This is a genomic window from Pararhodobacter oceanensis (assembly GCF_003076755.1).
Classification (GTDB): Bacteria; Pseudomonadota; Alphaproteobacteria; order Rhodobacterales; family Rhodobacteraceae; genus Pararhodobacter; species Pararhodobacter oceanensis.
The window spans coordinates 29988-50041 of the sequence record NZ_QDKM01000009.1 but is presented as its reverse complement, the minus strand read 5'-3'; the positions used below and the strand labels follow the sequence as shown (position 1 = coordinate 50041).

Genomic DNA, 20054 nt, shown 5'->3' with positions numbered 1-20054 from the left:
TTGGCAGGTCATTTGCGTTTCAAATCACCCGATACGCAGGGCGAATGTCGCCTTTCGCTGCGAATTTTGATCACATTCCCAAAATATCCTTGAAATATTGCTGCGCGGTAGTTCTACTGAACGCAAGAACACGAATAGCTGTTCAACAGGGAGAAAACCTAGTGCCGACTGACCGCTCCGACGAATTCGTCGTTTTCGACAGCGTGCAAAAAAGCTATGACGGCGAGATACTTGTCGTTAAGGATTTGAACCTCAGCATGCCGAAGGGCGAGTTTCTTACGATGCTCGGACCGTCGGGGTCAGGAAAGACCACCTGTCTGATGATGCTCGCCGGGTTTGAAACGGCGACGCATGGTGACATCCGGCTTGATGGCAAGCCGATCAACAACATCCCGCCGCATAAGCGCGGTATCGGGATGGTGTTCCAGAATTACGCGCTCTTTCCGCATATGACGATTGGCGAGAACCTCGGGTTCCCGCTGGAAGTGCGCGGCATGGGCAAATCCGAACGCGAGGCCAAGATCACCCGCGCACTGGGCATGGTGCAGATGGAGGACTTTGTGAACCGGCGTCCGGCGCAATTGTCCGGCGGCCAGCAGCAGCGCGTCGCCTTGGCCCGCGCCTTGGTGTTCGAGCCCGAGCTGGTGCTGATGGATGAACCCTTGGGCGCGCTGGATAAACAGCTGCGCGAGCATATGCAGTTCGAGATCACCCGACTGGCCCATGATCTGGGCATCACCACGGTCTATGTGACCCATGACCAGACCGAGGCGCTGACCATGTCGGACCGTGTCGCGGTGTTCAACGATGGGCGCATCCAGCAGTTGGCACCGCCCGAAGATCTCTATGAACGCCCCGAAAACAGCTTTGTCGCGCAATTCATCGGCGAGAATAACAAGCTCGACGGTGTGGTGGAAACGATCAACGGCGAGCATTGCACCGTGCGTCTGGACGATGGCACGCTGGTCGATGCGCAGCCGGTCAATGTCTCGCAGGCTGGGGAGCGCACCCGCGTGTCGATCCGCCCCGAGCGCGTTGAATCCAACCCCGAGCGTCTGCACCCCGACGCGCATCTGATCGACGCCGAGGTGCTGGAGTTCATCTATATGGGCGACACGTTCCGCACCCGTTTGCGGGTGGCCGGAAATCAGGATTTCGTGATGAAATACCGCAATGCACAGGACCAGCCACGCTATCAAAAGGGTGACAAGATCCGCATTGGCTGGCGTCCCGAGGATTGTCGCGCGCTCGACGCCTAAGGCGCGACGCGACGCGACTGCACGCCGCCTTTGTCCGCAGGGTGGCGCGAGACAATTACAACGCGGGCATACGACTAGGGAGTAACTACATGAAATTGACCACCGCTTTAAAAGGCGCTGTCGGCGTTGTCGCATTGACCGTTGGAAGCGCTTCGGCCGAAGGCCATATGGCGAATGAAATGACCATCGTCTCCTGGGGCGGGGCCTATCAGGCCTCGCAGGTGAACGCCTATCACAACCCCTATCTCGAGCAGAATCCCGATGTCACGATCATCACCGACGAAAGCTCGGGCGATGCTGTGGCGCGGCTGCGGGCGATGGACGAAGCCGGCAATATGACCTGGGATCTGGTCGACGCCGTGGCCTCGGACGCGATGCGTCTGTGCGACGAGGGTCTGGCGCAGGAAATCGACCATGACGCGGTTCTGGCAGCCGCGCCCGATGGCACCTCGGCGTCTGAGGACTTCGGCGATATGATCATCTCCGAGTGCTTCATCCCGCAGATCGTCTATTCGACGACCTTCGGCTACCGCACCGATATGGTGCCCGAGGGTGTCGATGCACCGACCGGCGCTTGCGATGTCTTCGACCTTGAAACCTATCCGGGTCGCCGCGCGCTCGAGCGTCGTCCGATTGGTAACATGGAGTGGGCGCTGCTCTGCGACGGCGTGCCCTATGACGAAGTCTATGCCACGCTCGAGACCGACGAGGGCGTTGACCGCGCCTTTGCCATGCTCGACACGATCAAGGACCAGACCGTCTGGTGGTCGGCAGGCGCTGAAACGCCGCAATTGCTGGCCGATGGCGAAGTCTTCATGGGCTCGACCTATAACGGACGTCTGTTCGCCGCGATTGCCGAGCAGGACCAGCCGATCGGCATGGCCTGGGGCCACCAGATGTTCGACCTTGACGGTTGGATCGTGCCCACCGGTCTCTCGGATGAGGCGCAGGCACGGGTGATGGACTACCTGATGTTTGCCACCGACACCCAGCGTCTGGCGGATCAGGCGGCCTATATCTCCTATGGTCCGGCACGCACCTCCTCGGCGCCGATGGTTGGCCAGCACGCCGAACTGGGCATTGATATGGGTCCGCATATGCCGACCTCGCCCGAGAATATGGAAGGCTCCTTCCTGTTCAACTACACCTGGTGGGCTGACTACCGCGATGAGCTGGACGCCCGCTTCCAGGCGTGGCTGGCTCAGTAACTCCTGAGCAAACCGGCCCCTTGCAGATACGCATTCGGGCCGGTTTTTCATGAACCCGCCGGTTCCCGCCTCTGGGAACCGGCAACCTCAGGGAAAGAATGATGAGCACTCAGGCCACAGATCACGACGAACGCAGTATGGACGCCCGCGGTGGCGAACCGCTCAAGCGCAGCCTCGCGCGGGCCTTGCGCCGCCAGAAAATCAGGGCGTTACTGCTGATCGCGCCGCTCTTGGCCTTTATCGTCCTTGGCTTCCTGATGCCGATCGGCTCGATGCTGTTCCGTTCGGTCGAAAACCCGCAGATCACCGATATCCTGCCGCGCACCGTGGTCGCGCTGGCGGATTGGGATGCGGATAGCAATGAACTCCCGTCCGAGGCGGTCTATACCGCTCTGGTCAGCGACCTGCGGATCGCCATTGAAGAGCGCACCGCGATGACCATGGCGCGACGGATGAACTATGAGATGGCCGGGTTTACCACCATGGTGCGGCGCGCCTCGCGGCCCCTGCGGCGGCTTGATGACGATGCCACCGGCCCGTTTCGCGAGTTGATGATCGAGGCGCATGATGACTGGGGCGATGTCGCCACATGGCGCGCGCTCAAGGCCTATTCCTCGCCCTATACCGTGGGCTATTACCTCTCGGCGGTGGATTACACGATGGTCTCGGGCGAGATCGAGCCACTGCCCGACAACCGATCTATCCATCTGATGCTATTCTGGCGCACCGCATGGATGAGCGGGTTGATCTGTTTCCTCACACTGTTGCTGGGCTATCCGGTCGCCTTCCTCCTCGCCAATGTCAAAGAGCGATATGCCAATCTGTTATTGATCATGGTGCTCTTGCCGTTTTGGACCTCGCTACTTGTGCGGACCTCGGCGTGGAAGGTGCTGTTGCAAGAGCAGGGGGTGATCAACCAGTTGCTGGTCTGGATCGGGCTGGTCGCCGATGACAACCGGCTGGCGATGATCAACAATAAATTCGGTGTCATCGTGGCGATGACCCATATCCTGCTGCCGTTCATGATCCTGCCGCTCTATTCGGTGATGAAAACCGTCCCGCCGAGCTATGTGCGCGCCGCCAAGAGCCTTGGCGCAAATGACTGGACCGCCTTCTGGCGGGTGTATTTCCCGCAATCGGTGCCCGGTATCGGCGCCGGAGCGATCCTCGTGTTCATCATGGCCGTGGGCTACTACATCACGCCCGAACTGGTCGGTGGCCCCTCGGGGATGTTCATCTCGAACCGGATCGCGCACCAGTGGAATGTCTCGGGCAACTGGGGGCTGGTTGGCGCTTTGGGCACCATCCTCTTGGTCGCCGTGCTGGTGCTCTATTGGGTCTATGACAAGATTGTCGGCATCGACAACGTAAAGCTGGGGTAAAAGATCATGGCGCTTCCGACCTATGCAACGCCGCTGCAACGCACCTGGTATTACGGGTTTCGGGTGATCTGCGGGCTGATCTTTTTCTTTCTGATGTTCCCGATTGCGGTGATCGTGCCGCTGTCGTTCAACGCGCAGAATTACTTCACCTTCACCCCCGAGATGCTGGCCCTCGACCCCGAAGGCTATTCGCTGCATCACTATGTCGATTTCTTCACCAACCCCGATTGGCAGCATGCGATGTGGAACTCGCTGTCGATCGCGCCGATGGCGACTTTGGTCTCGGTGTCGCTGGGCACTTTGGCCGCGGTGGGTCTCAGCCAGAGCCATGTGCCCTTTAAGCGGGTGATCATGGCGGTGTTGATCTCGCCGATGATCGTGCCGCTGATCATCTCGGCGGCGGGGATGTATTTCTTCTTCTCGACGATTGGCTTGCAGGGCACCTATTGGGGCGTGGTTCTGGCCCATGCGATCTTGGGCATTCCCTTCGTGATCATCACCGTCACCGCGACTTTGGTCGGGTTTGACAACTCGCTGACCCGTGCCGCCGCCTCGATGGGGGCGGGGCCGGTGCGGACCTTCTTCAAGGTGCAATTGCCGCTGATCCTGCCCGGGGTGATCTCGGGCGCGCTGTTTGCCTTCATCACCTCGTTTGACGAGGTTGTGGTGGTGATCTTCGTCGGCTCGGCGGGGCAGCAGACCCTGCCGTGGCAGATGTTCACCGGCTTGCGTGAGCAGATCAGCCCGACGATTCTGGCGGTGGCGACGCTGATGGTGGGGCTGTCGATCCTCTTGCTGGCCACGCTCGAAATCCTGCGCCGCCGTAACGAGCGCCTGCGGGGCATGTCGCCGGGGTAGGGCATCGTTCAGCAGAAATCAGTCAAACGCGGGGCCTCGGTCCCGCGTTTTGCTTTCCTGCCCCCCGCGCGGAGTAAAGGCGAAGCCGCCGCGCATCGCCAGACCGCCCGCACGGGCTGGCGATATTCTGGACCGAGGCACATCACTCAATCTGTGCTCTGACTTAGCTACCATAAAGCGCTTCGTTCGACGGTCAGATCGCCATCCCGCGGTCTGGCGAGGCGCTTCGTTGCTCTGCTTGCCCCCGCACGGAATCAAGGCGAAGCCGCCGTGCATCGCCAGGCCGCCCCCCGGACTGGCGATCCATTACCACCAGCGCCCCGTTCAAATCATGGATGTAGAACGCACCATAAAATGCGCCGCTTTACCCGCGGTCGCCCGCCCGCGGCCTGACGCTGCTCGGCTTGTGCATAATGACACACGGCGGCTTCGCCTTGTCGCCGTGCGAGGGCGCCTCACCCCTTCTGCTTCGCCAAACTGTCCCGCACGAATTTCTCGATCGCCGCGGCCGGGCGCGCGCCGGACAGACGGGCAATCTCGCGCCCCTTATGGAACAGGATAAACGCCGGTATCCCGCGGATATTATAGCGCACCGTCGCGTCGGGGTTGGACTGGGTGTTGATCTTCGCCAGCCGCACCTTCGGCGCCAGCGCCTTCGCGGCCTTCTCGAACTCGGGCGCCATCGCGCGACAAGGCCCACACCACGGCGCCCAGAAGTCCACCAGCAGCGGCACCCCGTCGGACTTCGCCGCCTTCTCCAGCGTCTTGAAATCCAGCGCCGCGACCTTGCCCAGCCCCAGAGCCGCCCCGCAGATCCCGCATTTCGGCGCCGCTCCGGCTTTGTCGGCGGGGAATTGGTTGACCTGCCCGCAGTCGCTACAGGTCAGTTTGATCTTCGCGCTCATCACAGCCTCACGTATTCACAAATCAGAATGCGACATGGGCATGCCACGCGCCTCTGTCAACCTTAATCACGCCTCAATGCCGCTTGGGCCGCGCCTTATAGATCGGCAGCTTCCACCCGAAGGCCAGCGACCCCGCACGCAGCAAGAAGGTCACCACCGCGCAGGCGGCAAAGGCCAGCAGGTCGTAATCGGTAAATAGATGGATGATCTGCGCCACCAAAGCCCCGAAGAACGCGGCGCTCAGATACAACTCGCCCTTGCGCAGCACCAAGGGCACCTCGTTGCAGACGACATCGCGCATCATCCCGCCCATGGTGCCGGTGATCATCCCCATGATCAGCACAATCGCCGGTCCATGCCCCAGCGACCACGCCACGCCGACCCCTGCCGAGACCGCCACCGCTAGCGCGCCCGCGTCCAGCCAATCCAGCGCGCGGCGGCGGTTTTCCAGCTTATGGGCCAGGAAAAACACCAAAACCGCAGCCACACAGGCAGCGGCGATATACCAAGGATCGGTGACCCAGAACACCAGATCGCGGTTCAACAGCACATCGCGGATGGTGCCGCCGCCGACCGCGGTCAGGCAGGAGATAAAGAAAAAACCGACCAGATCGAGCTGCGCGCGGCTGGCCGCCAGCGCGCCGGTCAGGGCAAAGATGAACACCGACAGATAGTCGAGCGCCGAGAGCAGGGTCATGCTTTGGCCGGTTTGAACGGTGCCATACCGGCGCGGGCCAATTCATCGGCGCGCTCGTTCTCGGCGTGACCGGCATGGCCCTTGATCCATTTCCACGTCACCTGATGATTGGCCTGCGCCGCATCCAGCCGCTGCCAGAGATCGGCGTTCTTTACCGGTTTCTTGGCCGCGGTCTTCCAGCCGTTGCGCTTCCAGCCGTGGATCCAGCCGGTGACGCCGTTTTTGACATAGGCCGAGTCGGTGGTGATGGTGATCGCGGTGCTGCGGGTCAGCGCTTCGAGCGCGCTGATCGCGGCCATCAACTCCATGCGGTTGTTGGTGGTGTCGGCCTCGCCGCCCTGCAATTCGCGCTCTTTGAGCAGCTTCGCGCCGTCCATCGCGCGCATCAACACGCCCCAGCCCCCCGGTCCGGGGTTGCCTGAACATGCGCCATCGGTCCATGCCAAAACTTCGGTCATTGCGGCAGTGCCCTTGTCAAAATAGTGATGCCCGCGGCGGGTTTACCCGAGAGGCCGGCCTCGGTGCGGATCTCTTCGGAGAGGATTTCTAACCCCGCCGTAGCCAGCAGTCCGGCCAGTTCATCGCGGCTGTAATAGCTGTAGAAGCGGCCCAGATCATCGCGTTCTTCACCGGCACCCAGCTTCATCCCGATATGGAACACACCGTCCTCGGTCAGCGCCGCGCGGATCGCTTCCAGATAGCGCGGCAGATCGGCACGGGGCGCGTGCAGCAGGCTGAAATTCGCCCAGACACCGTCATATGCGGCATGCGCGATCAGGTCATCGAATGTCGCCAGCCGCGCGCGATTGCCGGTGCAGGCGCGGGCCAGTTCGACCATCGCCGGTGTTGCATCCACCGGATCAACCTCAAGCCCCGCCGCCAGCATCGCGGCCGAGGCCGGCCCCGGGCCACAGCCCAGATCGAGCACAGCGGCCCCCGCAGGCAGGCGCGCGATGAAAGACTGCAAATCCGCGTCCGGTGCCGTGTCCTCGATCATCCGCGCATAGTCCTCGGCGCGCGCCTGATAGACCGCAAGGGTCTCGGGGTCGCCACTCATCCCTGTAGCCGTCATGCAGGCGTCCGCAACACACGCGGGACTTTGAATTCGACGTTCTCGACAGCGGTTTCAACGATCTCGGTGGTCAGGTCATAGCGCTCAGCAAAGGCCTCGATCACCTCGTTGATCAGGATCTCCGGCGCGCTGGCCCCTGCGGTCAACCCGATGGCTTTGATCCCGTCCAGCGCCCGCCAGTCGATCTCGGAGGCGCGACCGATGAGCTGCGCATAGGCACAGCCCGCCGCGCGGCCCACTTCGACCAGCCGCCGCGAGTTCGAGGAGTTGGGCGCGCCGATCACCAAGAGCGCATCGATGCGGTCGGCGATATCCTTGACCGCCGCCTGCCGGTTGGTGGTCGCGTAACAGATGTCTTCCTTATGCGGGCCGACAATCTGCGGGAAACGCTCTTGCAACGCGGCAACGATACCGGCGGTGTCATCAACGCTGAGCGTGGTCTGGGTGATGAAGGCCAGCTTTTGCGGATCACGCGGGGTGATATGGGCCACATCCTCGGCGGTCTCGACCAGCAGCACCTCGCCCTCGGGCAATTGCCCCATGGTGCCCACCGTCTCGGGGTGGCCCGCATGGCCGATCATCACCATCTGGAGGCCGTTCGACGAATGCCGCTCGGCCTCGATATGCACCTTCGAGACCAACGGACAGGTGGCATCGACAAACACCATCTCGCGGGCCTGCGCAGCGGCGGGAACGGATTTGGGGACGCCATGGGCCGAAAAGATCACCGGCCGGTCATCGGGGCATTCATCGAGTTCCTCGACAAACACCGCGCCTTGTTCGCGCAGGCTGTCGACGACGTATTTATTATGCACGATCTCGTGGCGCACATAGACCGGCGCCCCCCATTTGGCGATTGCCATTTCGACAATCTTGATCGCGCGGTCGACACCGGCGCAGAACCCGCGCGGGGCGGCCAGATACAGGGTCAGGGGCTGTTTCGACATCTAGGGGCCTCCGTTTCGCCCACAGGTAAGGCTTTGGGCGCGCGGGGTCCAGTCGCGATGCGGCTCAGGGCGGAAAACCGCGTCGCCACGGGGCAGGGGGATCAGCCGAACAATCCGGCGGTGATCAGCGCCAGCCCGATGTAGCGGCCCGTCTTGGCCAGCGTCACCAGCAGGGTGAACTGCCACAAGGGGGTGCGCATCGCGCCCGCCAGCACCGTGGTCAGCTCGACCACCGGCAACCAGCTGAGCAGCAGCGTCCAGATCCCCCAACGCTCCCACCAGTGGTGGGCGCGGTCGAATTGCGCGTCGGGAATACGCATCCATCGGTGCGCGCCGCGATCTTCCAGCCGCAGCCCGATCCAGTAATTGAGAAAGGCGCCCAAGGTGTTCGCCACCGAGGCCACCGCAACCATCAGCCACAAGGGCGCGACGCCGCCCAGTTGCAGGCCGACAAAAATCACTTCGGAGTTGAACGGGATCAGCGTGGCGGCAAGGAATGCCGCCCCGAACAGCCCGACGAGGCCTGCGATCAAGGCTTAGCTGGACACTTCGGCCGGATCATCCACCGCAGTCTCGTCTTCATCACGCAGGGGGCGCGGATCGCGCGGCGGGCGGCCAATCACATCGCGGAGTTCGTCAAGTTCGATGAAATTATCGGCCTGACGGCGCAATTCATCGGCGATCATCGGCGGCTGGCTGCGGATCGTCGAGACCACCGAGACCCGCACGCCCTGACGCTGCAGCGATTCGATCAGCGGGCGGAAGTCGCCATCGCCCGAGAACAGCACCGCATGGTCGATACGGTTGGCGATCTCCATCGCGTTGACCGCGAGTTCGACATCCATATTGCCCTTGACCTTACGGCGGCCCATCGAGTCGGTGTATTCCTTGGCGGATTTGGTGATCATCGAATAGCCGTTGTAGTTCAGCCAGTCGATCAACGGGCGGATCGGCGAGTATTCGTCGTTTTCCAGCAGCGCGGTGTAGTAATAGGCGCGCAGCAATTTGCCACGACGCATGAATTCCTGCCGCAACAGCTTGTAATCAATGTCAAAGCCAAGGGCCTTGCCGGCAGCAAAGAGGTTCGCGCCGTCGATGAACAACGCAAGGCGCTCATCTTTGTAAAACATTGTAATTCCTTTCAAATCCGCGACAAAAAATGCAGTATTATAACTCAAATGAGCCGGAACTTGCCAAAACAGTCTCGCAAGACGCTACACCGGAGCATACCACTATGGCGGCACAGGCAGAATTGGGTATAGATGTGAAGCAAAATTACCGCAACAGCTTCCTGCTGGCTCTGGGCAGCAACGCTTCGGATGACGCACTCAATAATGAGGTCATACTTAAGGCCGCAGTGACGCATATCAACCAGTCCGGCCTCACGATTGAGCGCATAAGCGGGATTTGGCGGACACCGGCGTTTCCGGCAGGGGCGGGGCCGGATTTTGCCAATGCCTGCGCGCTGGCCTCGGGGGATCTGAGCGCGGCGCAGGTCTTGGAGGTGCTGCACCAAATTGAGGCCGAGATGGGCCGCACCCGCGAAAAACGCTGGGGCCAGCGGGTGATTGATCTGGATTTGCTGGCCGCCGGTGATCTGGTCCTGCCCGATGCGGTGACGCAGCGTCATTGGCAGGAGCTGCCGCTTGAGGCGCAGATGCGTGTCGCCCCCGAGCAGTTGATCCTGCCGCATCCACGCCTGCAGGACCGCGCCTTTGTGCTGCTGCCGCTGTGCGAGGTCGCGCCCGACTGGCGGCATCCGCTGCTTGGCCAGAGCGTCAGCGAGATGTGCGCCGCATTGGACCCCGGTGAGGTGGCGGCGCTGCGGGCGATGAGCGCAAAACCGTGATCACCCCCGATCACAGCCTTTACCGGGTGCCGCTGGGCTTGTCTTTGCTGGGAAATGCCGGTAAAGGACACTGCTTGACCCTCCCCTCTGACTCATTAGGAGTGCTTCATGGCCCGTGTTACGGTCGAAGATTGCGTTGACAAGGTTCCGAATCGCTTCGAGTTGGTGGTTCTTGCCGCCCACCGCGCGCGTGAAATCGCGTCGGGTGGTGAACTGACGGTTGACCGCGACAACGATAAGAACCCCGTGGTTTCGCTGCGTGAAATCGCCGAGGAAACCCAGGGTGCAGATGCCCTGCGCGAGCGGCTCATCGAGAGCATGCGCACGCAGAACGAAGTCGACCTGCCGGTCGAGGACGATATGGCGATGCGCATGGGGGCGCAGGACGACACCCCCGAGCACGACGACATGACCGAAGAGCAGATGCTCCGCCAGTTGGTCGCCGCGCAAAGCGAGCAGAATTGACGATGCATTGGGCGGAATCGCAAAGTGATCACGCCCGATGATCTGATTGCGCTGGTCCGCAATTACAACCCGAACTGCAACGAAGACCTGATCCGCGCCGCCTATGACTACGGCGCGCGGATGCACGAGGGCCAGTTCCGCCACTCGGGCGAGCCCTATTTCTCGCATCCGGTGGCGGTGGCCTCGCTGCTCACCGAGATGCGGCTAGATGATGCGACGATCATCACCGCGCTGCTGCATGACACCATCGAAGACACTCCCTCGACCTATGCCGAGGTCGAAAAGATGTTCGGCCAAGAGATCGCCGAACTGGTCGATGGCGTCACCAAGCTGACCAACCTGCAGCTCTCCTCCTCCGAGGCGAAACAGGCCGAGAACTTCCGCAAACTGTTGATGGCGATGTCGCGCGACCTGCGGGTGATTCTGGTCAAACTCACCGACCGCCTGCACAATATGCGCACGATCCGTTCGATGCGGGTCGATAAACAGGCGCAAAAAGCCCGCGAAACCATGGAAATCTATGCGCCACTGGCCGGGCGTATGGGCATGCAATGGATGCGCGAGGAACTTGAAGACCTCGCCTTCAAGGTGCTCAACCCCGAGGCGCGCAATTCGATCCTGCGCCGGTTCATCACCCTGCAACGCGAATCCGGCGATGTGATCTCGCGCATTACCGCCGATATCCGGCTGGAACTGGATAAGGCCGATCTTGACGGCACCGTCTACGGGCGCGCCAAAAAGCCCTATTCGGTCTGGCGCAAGATGCAGGAGAAGGACCTCGCCTTCTCGCGGCTCTCCGATATCTACGGCTTTCGGATCATCGTTGATACGGTGTCGGAATGCTATGTCGTGCTCGGGTTGATCCACCAGCGCTGGCGCGCGGTGCCGGGGCGCTACAAGGACTATATCAGCCAGCCCAAGAACAACGGTTACCGCTCGATCCACACCACCGTGTCGGGGCGCGATGGCAAACGCGTCGAGGTGCAAATCCGCACCCGCGAGATGCATGAGGTCGCCGAGGCCGGTGTCGCCGCCCATTGGGCTTATCGCGACGGGTCGCGGGCGGTGAACCCCTTTGCCGTCGATCCGGCGAAATGGATCGCCAAACTGACCGAGCGGCTCGATACCGCCGAGGATCACAGCGAGTTTCTCGAGCATGTGAAGCTCGAGATGTATTCCGATCAGGTGTTTTGCTTCACCCCCAAGGGCGATGTGATCCAGCTGCCGCGCGGCGCCACGCCCCTGGATTTCGCCTATGCGATCCATACGCGAATCGGCAATTCCACGGTCTCGGCCAAGGTTGACGGGCTGCGCGTGCCGCTCTGGACACGGCTGCGCAACGGCCAGTCGGTCGAGGTGATCACCGCGCAGGGCCAGCGCCCGCAGGGCAGCTGGATCGAGCTGGTGCATACCGGCCGCGCCAAATCCGCGATCCGCCGCTCGCTGCGTGAGGAAAACCGCGCCCGTTTCATCCGCTTGGGTCGGGAACTGGCGCGGGTGGCCTTTGAGAACGTTGGCCGCAAGATCACCGATAAGGCGCTGGACGCGGCGGCGGGGGGGATGGCGCTCAAGGGGGCCGAGGACTTGCTGGCCCGTATCGGCTCGGCCGAGATCAGCGCCCGCGCCGTGGTCGCGCAACTGTATCCCGATCTGGCGGTGCTGCCTGATGAGGAAATCGACACCGCGCGTCCGGTGATCGGCCTTGATCCGGGGCAGGAATTCCGCCGCGCGCAATGCTGCCAGCCGGTGCCGGGCGAGCGTATCGTCGGCATCACCTACCGCGGCAAGGGCGTCGTGGCGCATGCGATTGACTGCGATGTGCTGGCCAGCCTTGAGGCCCAGCCCGAGCGTTGGATCGACCTGCATTGGCATGAGGGCAAACACCCCCCTGTGCACGCGGTCTCGCTTGAGGTTACGATCACCAATAACGCCGGTGTTCTGGGGCTGGTCTGCTCGGTGATTGGCGAGAATAAGGCGAATATCTCGGATTTGCGGTTTATCGACCGAAAGCCCGATTATTTCCGCATTTTCGTCGAGATCGAAGTGTCAGATGCCCCTCATCTGCATCAAATCCTGACCTTGCTTTCGGCGGAAAGCGATGTTGCTCAAATCATCCGTGTTCGAGACCCGAACCGGCAACCCTGAACCCGGACGGCGTCGCGTGATTTTCAAGCGTCGAAACCCCAAGACCCTGCTCCGCACCGTCGCTGAATTCTTTTGGCCGCGCGGTGGCTGGCGTCGGGCGGCGACCTATGTGCTGCACCGGATGCGCCGCTTACCGGATTCGCCCGAGCGCATCTGCCGCGGCATCGCTCTGGGCTGTTTCGCCTCCTTCCTGCCGCTCTTCGGGTTGCATTTCGCCACCGCGGCGCTGCTCGCATGGGTGTTGCGCGGCAATGTTCTGGCCGCACTTTTGGGCACCTTCTACGGCAATCCGATCACCTTTCCGGTGATGGCGGTGGCGGCGATGGAATTGGGGCATTGGATACTGGGGTCCGATGACGCGGTGTCTTTCCGCGCCGCGATGTCGGCAATCGGCCATGCCAGCGGGGAATTGTCGCGCAATTTCATGGCGCTAATGTCCACCCAAGAGGTCCATTGGAATAATCTCGCCGATGTCTTCTGGCAGGTGTTCCTGCCCTATATGCTGGGCGGCGCGATCATCGGCTTGCCTTCTGCTGTGGTGATCTATCTTCTACATTTGCCACTGGTGCGCGCCTATCAGCGCGGGCGCCAGAAACGGCTCAAGGCCCGCTTTGAGGAGGCTCGCCGTCGCGAGCAATCCGCCACTACCGGAGATAAGATATGACCAATTCGCCGCTTCGTTTGGGTGTCAACATTGACCATGTCGCTACGCTGCGCAACGCGCGTGGCTCGGCCTATCCCGATCCGGTGCGCGCCGCATTGATCGCGCAAGAGGCGGGCGCCGACGGCATCACCGCGCATCTGCGCGAGGACCGGCGCCATATCGTCGACGCCGATATCGACCGTATCATGGCGGCGATTGACCTGCCGTTGAATTTCGAGATGGCGACCACCGCCGAGATGCAGGCGATTGCCCTGCGCCACAAGCCCCACGCGGTCTGTCTGGTGCCCGAAAAGCGCGAGGAACGCACCACCGAGGGCGGTTTGGATGTGGCCAGCGATATCGCGCGGCTCACCGATTACATCGCGCCGCTGCGCGAGGCGGGCAGCCGCGTGTCGCTGTTCATCAGCCATGACGAACGCCAGATCGAAGCCGCGGTTGCGGTGCGCGCGCCGGTGATCGAATTGCACACCGGCCGCTATTGCGACTTGGTGGCCGAGGGGCAGGAGGAAGCCGCCGCGCTGGAGCTCGCCGCGCTGATGAAGGGCGCGCAGATCGCCCATGCGGCGGGGCTTGAGGTCCACGCCGGCCACGGGCTCAGCTTTGCCACCGTGCAGCCCTTCGCCGCCACGCCGGAGATCCGCGAGTTGAACATCGGCCATTTCCTGATTTCGGAAGCGGTGTTCATGGGGCTGGCACCGGCGATCACCGAAATGCGCCGGCTGATGGCCGCCGCCCGTAGCTAACGCCGCAGCTAAAGCCGTAGCGAATACCGCGCCTTAGCGCCCGCGAAACAACGTCCCCAGCACGCCGCGCGACAAGGCGCGGCCTGCGCCGGTGCCAAGTGAGCGCGCCATCGACTTGCCAAAGGTCTCCAGCACCGAATCCGAGCGCGACGAGCGGCTGCGGGTGGGTGTCTGCGTGGTCGTCTTGCGACTGCCCAGCCGCCGCGCCCGTGAGCTGCCCGTCTCAACGCGCTCCGCCATCCGCCCCGGCGGCTGGTAGCGCCGCGCCCGCGAATAACGCTCCGTCGCCTCGTCCTCCTGCGCAGTGCGGTCCTCGAATCCCTCGGCCTCCTGCGCCGCCTCCTGTGCCCGCCGCGCCAGCATCTCATGCGCCGAATCGCGGTCCACCGCGCGGTCGTATTTCCCCGCCATCGGCGAATTTGCCATCACCTGCCGCCGCACCGCATCCTCGCAGGGCCCCATCACCGAAGAGGGCGGGCGGATCAGCGTCCGCTCGACCACGCCGGGCACGCCCTTATGCTCCAAAAACGAGGTCACCGCCTCGCCAACCCCGACCTCGCGGATCGCCACTTCGGTCTCGAAGCGCGGATTGCTGCGGTAGGTCTGCGCCGCACGCCTGAGCGCCTGCTGGTCGCGCGCGGTGAAAGCGCGCAGCGCGTGCTGCACACGGTTGCCCAGTTGCGAGAGGATCGTCTCCGGCACATCATCGGGGTTCTGGGTGACAAAATACACGCCGACGCCCTTGGACCGGATCAACCGCGCCACCTGTTCGACCTTCTCGACCAGCGCCCGCGGCGCGCGGTTGAACAGCAAATGCGCCTCGTCAAAGAAGAACACCAGCTTCGGCTTGTCGGCATCGCCCACCTCGGGCAGTTCCTCAAACAGTTCCGACAAGAGCCACAGCATGAAGGTCGCATAGAGCCGCGGCGTGGTCATCAGCTTCGCCGCATGGAGGATATTCACCCGCCCTTGCGCACCGTCAAGCTGCATCAGATCGCGGATATCCAGCGCCGGTTCGCCAAAAAACGACGCCGCGCCTTGGTTCTCCAAAACCAGCAACCGCCGCTGGATCGCGCCGATCGTGGAGGTGGTGACATTGCCGTATTGCGCCGAGATTTCTTTGCGGTTCTCGGCCAGAAACTGCAGGATCGCGCGCAGATCGGCGATATCAAGGATCGGCCAGCCCTGCTCGTCCGAGATCCGAAAGGCGATATTCACCGCCCCCTCCTGCGCCTCGGTTAACTCCATGATCCGCGATAGTAACAGCGGCCCCATCTCGGCCACGGTGGCGCGCACCGGATGGCCCATCTCGCCGAACAGATCCCAAAAGGTCACCGGCATCGCCGCGTAATCAATGTCGCTCAGCCCAATCGTCGCAGCGCGCGCGGCAAAGGCTTCACGCGGTTCCCCCGCCGCCGCCATGCCGCTGACATCGCCTTTGATATCGGTCAGGAACACCGGCACACCGGCGCGCGAAAACGCCTCGGCCATGATCTGCATGGTGATCGTCTTACCGGTGCCCGTCGCCCCCGCGATCAGCCCGTGGCGGTTGCCATAGCGCAGCAGCAACTCCTGCGGATCACCGTAACCCTCACCGCCGCCACCGATAAAAATCCCCGTCTGCGCCATGCCCGTCTCCCCCGTCATCTGTCCAGAAATATCCCACGGGGGTGCGGGGGTGTGAAACCCCCGCTGGTCGGGTTCGGCAGCTACAGCCCTCAGATCGGGGCGAATTCTTCGACACTGTATCCCTGAAGATACAATAGCGCGGTCAGGTCGCCGTGGTTCACCCGTAAATCACATTGCGCCGCGACCGCCGGTTTGGCGTGGAGCGCGACACCGGCACCGGCCAGATCCAGCATCCCCAGATCATTCGCCCCGTCACCCACCGCGATCACCTGCGCGGGCGTCAGCCCTAGCCGCGCGGTGATGTCATTGAGCGCATCGACCTTCGCCTGCCGGCCAAGGATCGGCTTGGCAACCTCTCCGGTCAGCATCCCGTCCTGCGCCAGCAATGTATTCGCGCGGTGCTCGTCAAAGCCCAGATCCCGCGCCACCGCCTCGGTGAAACCGGTAAACCCGCCCGAGACCAGCGCCGCATGCCCGCCATGCGCCTTCATCGTCGCGATCAACGCCTTGCCGCCGGGCATGAAGGTAATCCGCTCGGAGAGCACCTGCGCGATGATCCCCTCGGCCAGCCCTTCCAGCAATCCGACCCGCTCGCGCAGTGCCGCCTCGAAATCCAGCTCGCCATTCATCGCCCGCGCGGTGATCTCGGACACATGCGCACCGACGCCCGCCATATCCGCCAATTCATCGATGCATTCCTGCTCGATCATCGTCGAATCCATATCCGCCAGCAGCATCGCCTTGCGCCGCCCCGCAGCGGGCTGCACGCAGAGGTCGATCCCCAGCGCCTGCAGGTCCTCCCAAGTGGTCCAGCGGGTGTCGGGCATCGCGCCCAGATCAAACTCGGCGGCAATCCCCGGATTCAGCCAGCGCGCCTCGCCGCCGCCCCAAGCGTTGCGCAGGGTTTCCACCAGCGTCGGCTCCAGCACCGGATTTTGCGGGTTGCACAGCAGCGTGGCGACGAAAGGGGCGGGCGAGGGGGTGGCGGGCATGGCTGTTTCCGATCGACTACATTTCGCGGCACGCCGGTCGGTTTGCGCGCCTCTACCGCCGCATTAGGCGAATTTTGCCGCTTGTGCCAGTGGGGCGGCGCGGCTATCCCCATCCGTGGGACACCCCTCCCCAACGAGGGGCGCTTATCTGGAAGGATAGCATCAATGGCTATTGCACAACCGGCCACGCGGCCGGCCAATCCGCGTTTTTCCTCTGGCCCCTGCGCTAAAATCCCCAATTTCTCGCTGGATATGCTTGCCGACGCGCCCTTGGGCCGTTCGCATCGCGCCGCGGTGGGGAAATCCAAACTCGCCCAGGCGATCGACCTGACCCGCGAGGTTCTCGGCGTGCCCGAGGACTACCGTATCGGAATCGTGCCCGGCTCGGACACCGGCGCGGTCGAAATGGCGCTCTGGTCGCTTCTGGGCGCCCGCGGCGTCGAGATGCTGGCTTGGGAAAGCTTTGGCGAAGGCTGGGTGACCGATGTGGTCAAACAGCTGAAGATCGAGGCCGAAGTGCGCAAGGCGCCCTACGGCGAGATCGTTGATTTCGCGCAGGTCGATTTCGACAAGGACGTGGTGTTCACCTGGAACGGCACCACCTCGGGCGTGCGTGTGGCCAATGGCGATGCGATCCCCGCCGACCGCGAGGGTCTGACGATCTGCGACGCGACCTCGGCGGCCTTTGCGATGGATCTGCCCTGGGACAAGCTGGATGTGACCACTTTCAGCTGGCAGAAGGTGATGGGTGGCGAGGGCGCGCATGGCGTGCTGATCCTGAGCCCCCGCGCCGTCGAGCGGCTGGAAAGCTACACGCCCGCATGGCCGCTGCCGAAAATTTTCCGCCTGACCAAAGGCGGCAAGCTGATCGAAGGCATCTTCCGCGGCGAGACGATCAACACGCCGTCGATGCTGGCGGTTGAAGATTACCTCGTGGCGCTGAAATGGGCGCAGAGCCTTGGCGGCCAACCGGCGCTGAAGGCCCGCGCCACGGCCAACGCACAGGCGATCTGGGATTTCGTGGCGAAAACCCCGTGGCTGGAGAACCTCGCGGTTAATCCGGCGCAGGCCTCGACCACCAGCGTTTGCCTGAAGTTCAACGATCCGCGGATCAAGGACGGGGCGGCCTTTGCCAAAGCGGTGGCGAAGCGGCTCGAGGCCGAAGGCGTGGCGCTGGATATCGGCGCTTACCGCGATGCGCCTGCGGGTCTGCGGATCTGGTGTGGTTCGACGGTGGAAACCGCCGATGTCGCGGCGCTGATGCCCTGGATCGACTGGGCGTTCAACGCCGAGATCGAAGCGCAGAACGCCTGAACTCGGCCGCAAACTGGTTCGGTGCGTGCAATAGCACGCACCCTACCGCCGCCCGAAGTCCCTGACCCGTAGGGTGTGTGCTCTGCACGCACCGTCACCGACCCAAAACACCGTCACCCATGCGTCCCAGACGCCGTGACAGGAAAGGAGCGCCGATATGGCCCCCAAAGTTCTCGTCTCCGACAAACTCTCGGAAACCGCCGTCCAGATCTTCCGCGACCGCGGCATCGAGGTCGATTTCATGCCCGATCTGGGCAAGGATAAGGAAAAACTCGCCGAGGTGATCGGCCAATACGATGGTCTCGCGATCCGCTCGAACACCAAAGCCACCGCGAAACTGCTCGAGAAAGCCGACAACCTCAAAGTCATCGGCCGCGCCGGTATCGGGGTCGATAACGTCGATATCCCCGCCGCCTCGAAAAAAGGCGTGATCGTGATGAACACGCCCTTTGGCAACTCGGTGACCACCGCCGAACATGCGATTGCGATGATGTTCGCGGTTGCGCGGCAACTGCCCGAGGCGAATGCCTCGACCCATGCCGGCAAATGGGAAAAGTCGCGTTTTATGGGGGTTGAGCTGTTCAACAAGACCCTCGGGGTGATCGGCGCCGGTAATATCGGCGGTATCGTCTGCGACCGCGCGCATGGGCTGAAGATGAAGGTTGTCGCCTTTGATCCCTTCCTCACCGAGGCCCGCGCCAAGGAAATGGGCGTCACCAAGGTGGATCTCGATGAATTGCTGGCGCGCGCCGATTTCATCACCCTGCATGTGCCGCTGACCGACAAGACCCGCAATATCCTGAGCCGCGAGAACCTCGCCAAGACCAAGAAGGGTGTGCGGATCATCAACTGCGCGCGCGGCGGTCTGATCGACGAGGCGGCACTGGCCGAGGCGCTGACCTCGGGGCAGGTGGCTGGCGCCGCATTGGATGTTTTTGCCGAAGAACCGGCCAAGGAAAACCCGCTATTCGGCCTGCCGAATGTGGTCTGCACGCCGCATCTGGGCGCCTCGACCACCGAAGCGCAAGAAAACGTTGCGCTGCAAGTCGCCGAGCAAATGTCGGATTACCTGCTCACCGGCGCCGTGCAAAACGCGCTCAACATGCCCTCGGTCACCGCCGAAGAGGCCGCCGTTATGGGGCCGTGGATCAAACTCGCCGCCCATCTCGGGGCCTTTGCCGGTCAGATGACCAATGAGCCGGTGCGCGCGATCAATGTGCTCTATGACGGGGCCGCCGCGAAGATGAACCTCAAGGCGCTCGATTGCGCGGCGATTGCCGGTGTGCTTAAGGCCTCGAACCCCGATGTGAACCTTGTCTCGGCACCGGTTGTCGCCCGCGAGCGCGGCATCAAAATGTCGACCACGCATCAGGATAAAACCGGCGCCTTTGATGGCTATATCAAGCTGACCGTGGTCACCGACGACCGCGAGCGCTCGATTGCCGGCACCGTGTTCAGCGATGGCAAGCCGCGGTTCATCCAGATCAAGGGTATCAATATCGACGCCGAGGTTGGCGAGCATATGCTCTATACCACCAACAAAGACGAGCCGGGGATTATCGGTCTCTTGGGTGAGACGATGGGCAAGAACGGGGTGAATATCGCCAACTTTACCCTCGGTCGTGCGACCGTAGGCAAAGACGCGATCGCGCTCCTGTATCTCGATCACCCGCTGAGCGGCGAAGTGGTCGAGAAGCTGGCTTCGACCGGTATGTTCCAGCAGGTGCGGCCGTTGAAATTCGACGTGTCGTAAGCTGGTGACAGGTTAAGAGAAGCCCTCCGAACGCAGGTTCGGGGGGCTTTTTTGTTGAGATGAGGGAGTGCCGCGCATTGCCAGACCGCGGTATGGGCCCCGCGCGGACACAAGGCGCAAGCCGCCGCACCTGTCCCGAGCCGCGCAGTGCCAGACCGCGGGATGGCGATCC

General features: G+C 62.7%; 20 protein-coding genes. 11 read left to right on the top strand and 9 right to left on the bottom strand.

Annotated elements, in window-relative coordinates; all coding sequences use genetic code 11:
* The first annotated feature begins 161 nt into the window (after positions 1 to 161).
* The 4 genes from DDE20_RS15760 (at position 162) to DDE20_RS15745 (ending at position 4707) form a co-directional block, all read left to right on the top strand.
* Complete coding sequence (locus tag DDE20_RS15760) at positions 162 to 1259, top strand: ABC transporter ATP-binding protein (protein ID WP_240608132.1); 1098 nt, start codon at positions 162 to 164, stop codon at positions 1257 to 1259.
* A gap of 89 nt (positions 1260 to 1348) precedes the next feature.
* Positions 1349 to 2467 (top strand): extracellular solute-binding protein, encoded by a 1119-nt coding sequence (locus DDE20_RS15755; RefSeq protein ID WP_116559488.1) that lies wholly within the window; start codon positions 1349 to 1351, stop codon positions 2465 to 2467.
* Positions 2468 to 2568: 101 nt separating this feature from the next.
* Positions 2569 to 3849 (top strand): ABC transporter permease, encoded by a 1281-nt coding sequence (locus DDE20_RS15750; RefSeq protein WP_240608129.1) that lies wholly within the window; start codon positions 2569 to 2571, stop codon positions 3847 to 3849.
* 6 nt (positions 3850 to 3855) lie between these two features.
* Entirely contained in the window at positions 3856 to 4707 is an 852-nt protein-coding gene (locus tag DDE20_RS15745; RefSeq protein ID WP_116559486.1) for an ABC transporter permease, read from the top strand.
* Positions 4708 to 5162: 455 nt separating this feature from the next.
* Here the strand turns inward: DDE20_RS15745 and trxC are convergent, their stop codons facing one another.
* The 7 genes from trxC to DDE20_RS15710 all read right to left on the bottom strand — a co-directional run bounded on the left by trxC (position 5163) and on the right by DDE20_RS15710 (position 9458).
* The gene (gene trxC / locus DDE20_RS15740) at positions 5163 to 5612 is read right to left on the bottom strand and encodes a thioredoxin TrxC (protein WP_116559485.1); all 450 of its coding nucleotides are present in this window, start codon (positions 5610 to 5612) and stop codon (positions 5163 to 5165) included.
* Between the two features lie 73 nt (positions 5613 to 5685).
* Positions 5686 to 6309, bottom strand: coding sequence for a trimeric intracellular cation channel family protein (locus DDE20_RS15735; RefSeq protein WP_116559484.1), 624 nt, complete (start codon positions 6307 to 6309; stop codon positions 5686 to 5688).
* Positions 6306 to 6767: a ribonuclease HI gene (gene rnhA / locus DDE20_RS15730; RefSeq protein ID WP_116559483.1), complete on the bottom strand. Its 462-nt coding sequence runs from the start codon at positions 6765 to 6767 to the stop codon at positions 6306 to 6308. Before rnhA ends, DDE20_RS15735 begins: the two co-directional genes overlap by 4 nt.
* Entirely contained in the window at positions 6764 to 7381 is a 618-nt protein-coding gene (locus DDE20_RS15725) for a class I SAM-dependent DNA methyltransferase (protein WP_165814537.1), read from the bottom strand. Before DDE20_RS15725 ends, rnhA begins: the two co-directional genes overlap by 4 nt.
* On the bottom strand, positions 7378 to 8328 hold the full coding sequence (gene ispH / locus DDE20_RS15720) for a 4-hydroxy-3-methylbut-2-enyl diphosphate reductase (protein ID WP_116559482.1): 951 nt from the start codon (positions 8326 to 8328) through the stop codon (positions 7378 to 7380). The genes DDE20_RS15725 and ispH overlap by 4 nt, the downstream gene beginning before the upstream one ends.
* A 101-nt stretch (positions 8329 to 8429) precedes the next feature.
* Complete coding sequence (locus DDE20_RS15715; protein WP_116559481.1) at positions 8430 to 8861, bottom strand: YqaA family protein; 432 nt, start codon at positions 8859 to 8861, stop codon at positions 8430 to 8432.
* Between the two features lie 3 nt (positions 8862 to 8864).
* On the bottom strand, positions 8865 to 9458 hold the full coding sequence (locus DDE20_RS15710; RefSeq protein WP_116559480.1) for a LabA-like NYN domain-containing protein: 594 nt from the start codon (positions 9456 to 9458) through the stop codon (positions 8865 to 8867).
* A 104-nt stretch (positions 9459 to 9562) separates the two neighbouring features.
* Between DDE20_RS15710 and folK the strand changes: the two genes are divergently transcribed.
* From folK to DDE20_RS15685, 5 genes are all read left to right on the top strand, one after another.
* Positions 9563 to 10177 carry a 2-amino-4-hydroxy-6-hydroxymethyldihydropteridine diphosphokinase gene (folK, locus tag DDE20_RS15705; RefSeq protein ID WP_116559479.1) on the top strand — a complete coding sequence of 205 codons (615 nt, stop codon included), beginning with the start codon at positions 9563 to 9565 and terminating at the stop codon, positions 10175 to 10177.
* Positions 10178 to 10285: 108 nt separating this feature from the next.
* Complete coding sequence (gene rpoZ / locus DDE20_RS15700; RefSeq protein WP_116559478.1) at positions 10286 to 10642, top strand: DNA-directed RNA polymerase subunit omega; 357 nt, start codon at positions 10286 to 10288, stop codon at positions 10640 to 10642.
* Positions 10643 to 10666: 24 nt separating this feature from the next.
* Positions 10667 to 12787, top strand: a complete 2121-nt coding sequence (locus DDE20_RS15695; protein WP_116559477.1) for a RelA/SpoT family protein — start codon at positions 10667 to 10669, stop codon at positions 12785 to 12787.
* Entirely contained in the window at positions 12744 to 13451 is a 708-nt protein-coding gene (locus DDE20_RS15690) for a DUF2062 domain-containing protein (RefSeq protein ID WP_240608126.1), read from the top strand. The genes DDE20_RS15695 and DDE20_RS15690 overlap by 44 nt, the downstream gene beginning before the upstream one ends.
* Positions 13448 to 14194: a pyridoxine 5'-phosphate synthase gene (locus DDE20_RS15685; RefSeq protein WP_116559475.1), complete on the top strand. Its 747-nt coding sequence runs from the start codon at positions 13448 to 13450 to the stop codon at positions 14192 to 14194. Before DDE20_RS15690 ends, DDE20_RS15685 begins: the two co-directional genes overlap by 4 nt.
* Positions 14195 to 14227: 33 nt before the next feature.
* On the opposite strand, the gene DDE20_RS15680 is transcribed toward DDE20_RS15685, so the two are convergent.
* Both DDE20_RS15680 and serB read right to left on the bottom strand, forming a co-directional pair.
* The gene (locus DDE20_RS15680; RefSeq protein WP_240608125.1) at positions 14228 to 15841 is read right to left on the bottom strand and encodes a helicase HerA-like domain-containing protein; all 1614 of its coding nucleotides are present in this window, start codon (positions 15839 to 15841) and stop codon (positions 14228 to 14230) included.
* Between the two features lie 71 nt (positions 15842 to 15912).
* Positions 15913 to 16815: a phosphoserine phosphatase SerB gene (serB, locus tag DDE20_RS15675; protein WP_116559473.1), complete on the bottom strand. Its 903-nt coding sequence runs from the start codon at positions 16813 to 16815 to the stop codon at positions 15913 to 15915.
* 165 nt (positions 16816 to 16980) lie between these two features.
* Between serB and DDE20_RS15670 the strand changes: the two genes are divergently transcribed.
* Positions 16981 to 18129, top strand: a complete 1149-nt coding sequence (locus DDE20_RS15670; RefSeq protein WP_116559472.1) for a phosphoserine transaminase — start codon at positions 16981 to 16983, stop codon at positions 18127 to 18129.
* A gap of 157 nt (positions 18130 to 18286) precedes the next feature.
* On the top strand, positions 18287 to 19882 hold the full coding sequence (serA, locus tag DDE20_RS15665; protein WP_116559471.1) for a phosphoglycerate dehydrogenase: 1596 nt from the start codon (positions 18287 to 18289) through the stop codon (positions 19880 to 19882).
* Positions 19883 to 20054 lie beyond the last annotated feature (172 nt).

Coding starts and splice junctions, on each gene's coding strand:
- serB (WP_116559473.1), bottom strand. CDS start 16,815: ATGCCCGCCACCCCCTCGCCCGCCCCTTTCGTCGCCACGCTGCTGTGC.
- DDE20_RS15745 (WP_116559486.1), top strand. CDS start 3,856: ATGGCGCTTCCGACCTATGCAACGCCGCTGCAACGCACCTGGTATTAC.
- rpoZ (WP_116559478.1), top strand. CDS start 10,286: ATGGCCCGTGTTACGGTCGAAGATTGCGTTGACAAGGTTCCGAATCGC.
- DDE20_RS15750 (WP_240608129.1), top strand. CDS start 2,569: ATGAGCACTCAGGCCACAGATCACGACGAACGCAGTATGGACGCCCGC.
- rnhA (WP_116559483.1), bottom strand. CDS start 6,767: ATGACCGAAGTTTTGGCATGGACCGATGGCGCATGTTCAGGCAACCCC.
- ispH (WP_116559482.1), bottom strand. CDS start 8,328: ATGTCGAAACAGCCCCTGACCCTGTATCTGGCCGCCCCGCGCGGGTTC.
- DDE20_RS15680 (WP_240608125.1), bottom strand. CDS start 15,841: ATGACGGGGGAGACGGGCATGGCGCAGACGGGGATTTTTATCGGTGGC.
- DDE20_RS15735 (WP_116559484.1), bottom strand. CDS start 6,309: ATGACCCTGCTCTCGGCGCTCGACTATCTGTCGGTGTTCATCTTTGCC.
- trxC (WP_116559485.1), bottom strand. CDS start 5,612: ATGAGCGCGAAGATCAAACTGACCTGTAGCGACTGCGGGCAGGTCAAC.
- DDE20_RS15670 (WP_116559472.1), top strand. CDS start 16,981: ATGGCTATTGCACAACCGGCCACGCGGCCGGCCAATCCGCGTTTTTCC.
- DDE20_RS15725 (WP_165814537.1), bottom strand. CDS start 7,381: ATGACGGCTACAGGGATGAGTGGCGACCCCGAGACCCTTGCGGTCTAT.
- DDE20_RS15710 (WP_116559480.1), bottom strand. CDS start 9,458: ATGTTTTACAAAGATGAGCGCCTTGCGTTGTTCATCGACGGCGCGAAC.
- DDE20_RS15685 (WP_116559475.1), top strand. CDS start 13,448: ATGACCAATTCGCCGCTTCGTTTGGGTGTCAACATTGACCATGTCGCT.
- serA (WP_116559471.1), top strand. CDS start 18,287: ATGGCCCCCAAAGTTCTCGTCTCCGACAAACTCTCGGAAACCGCCGTC.
- DDE20_RS15755 (WP_116559488.1), top strand. CDS start 1,349: ATGAAATTGACCACCGCTTTAAAAGGCGCTGTCGGCGTTGTCGCATTG.
- folK (WP_116559479.1), top strand. CDS start 9,563: ATGGCGGCACAGGCAGAATTGGGTATAGATGTGAAGCAAAATTACCGC.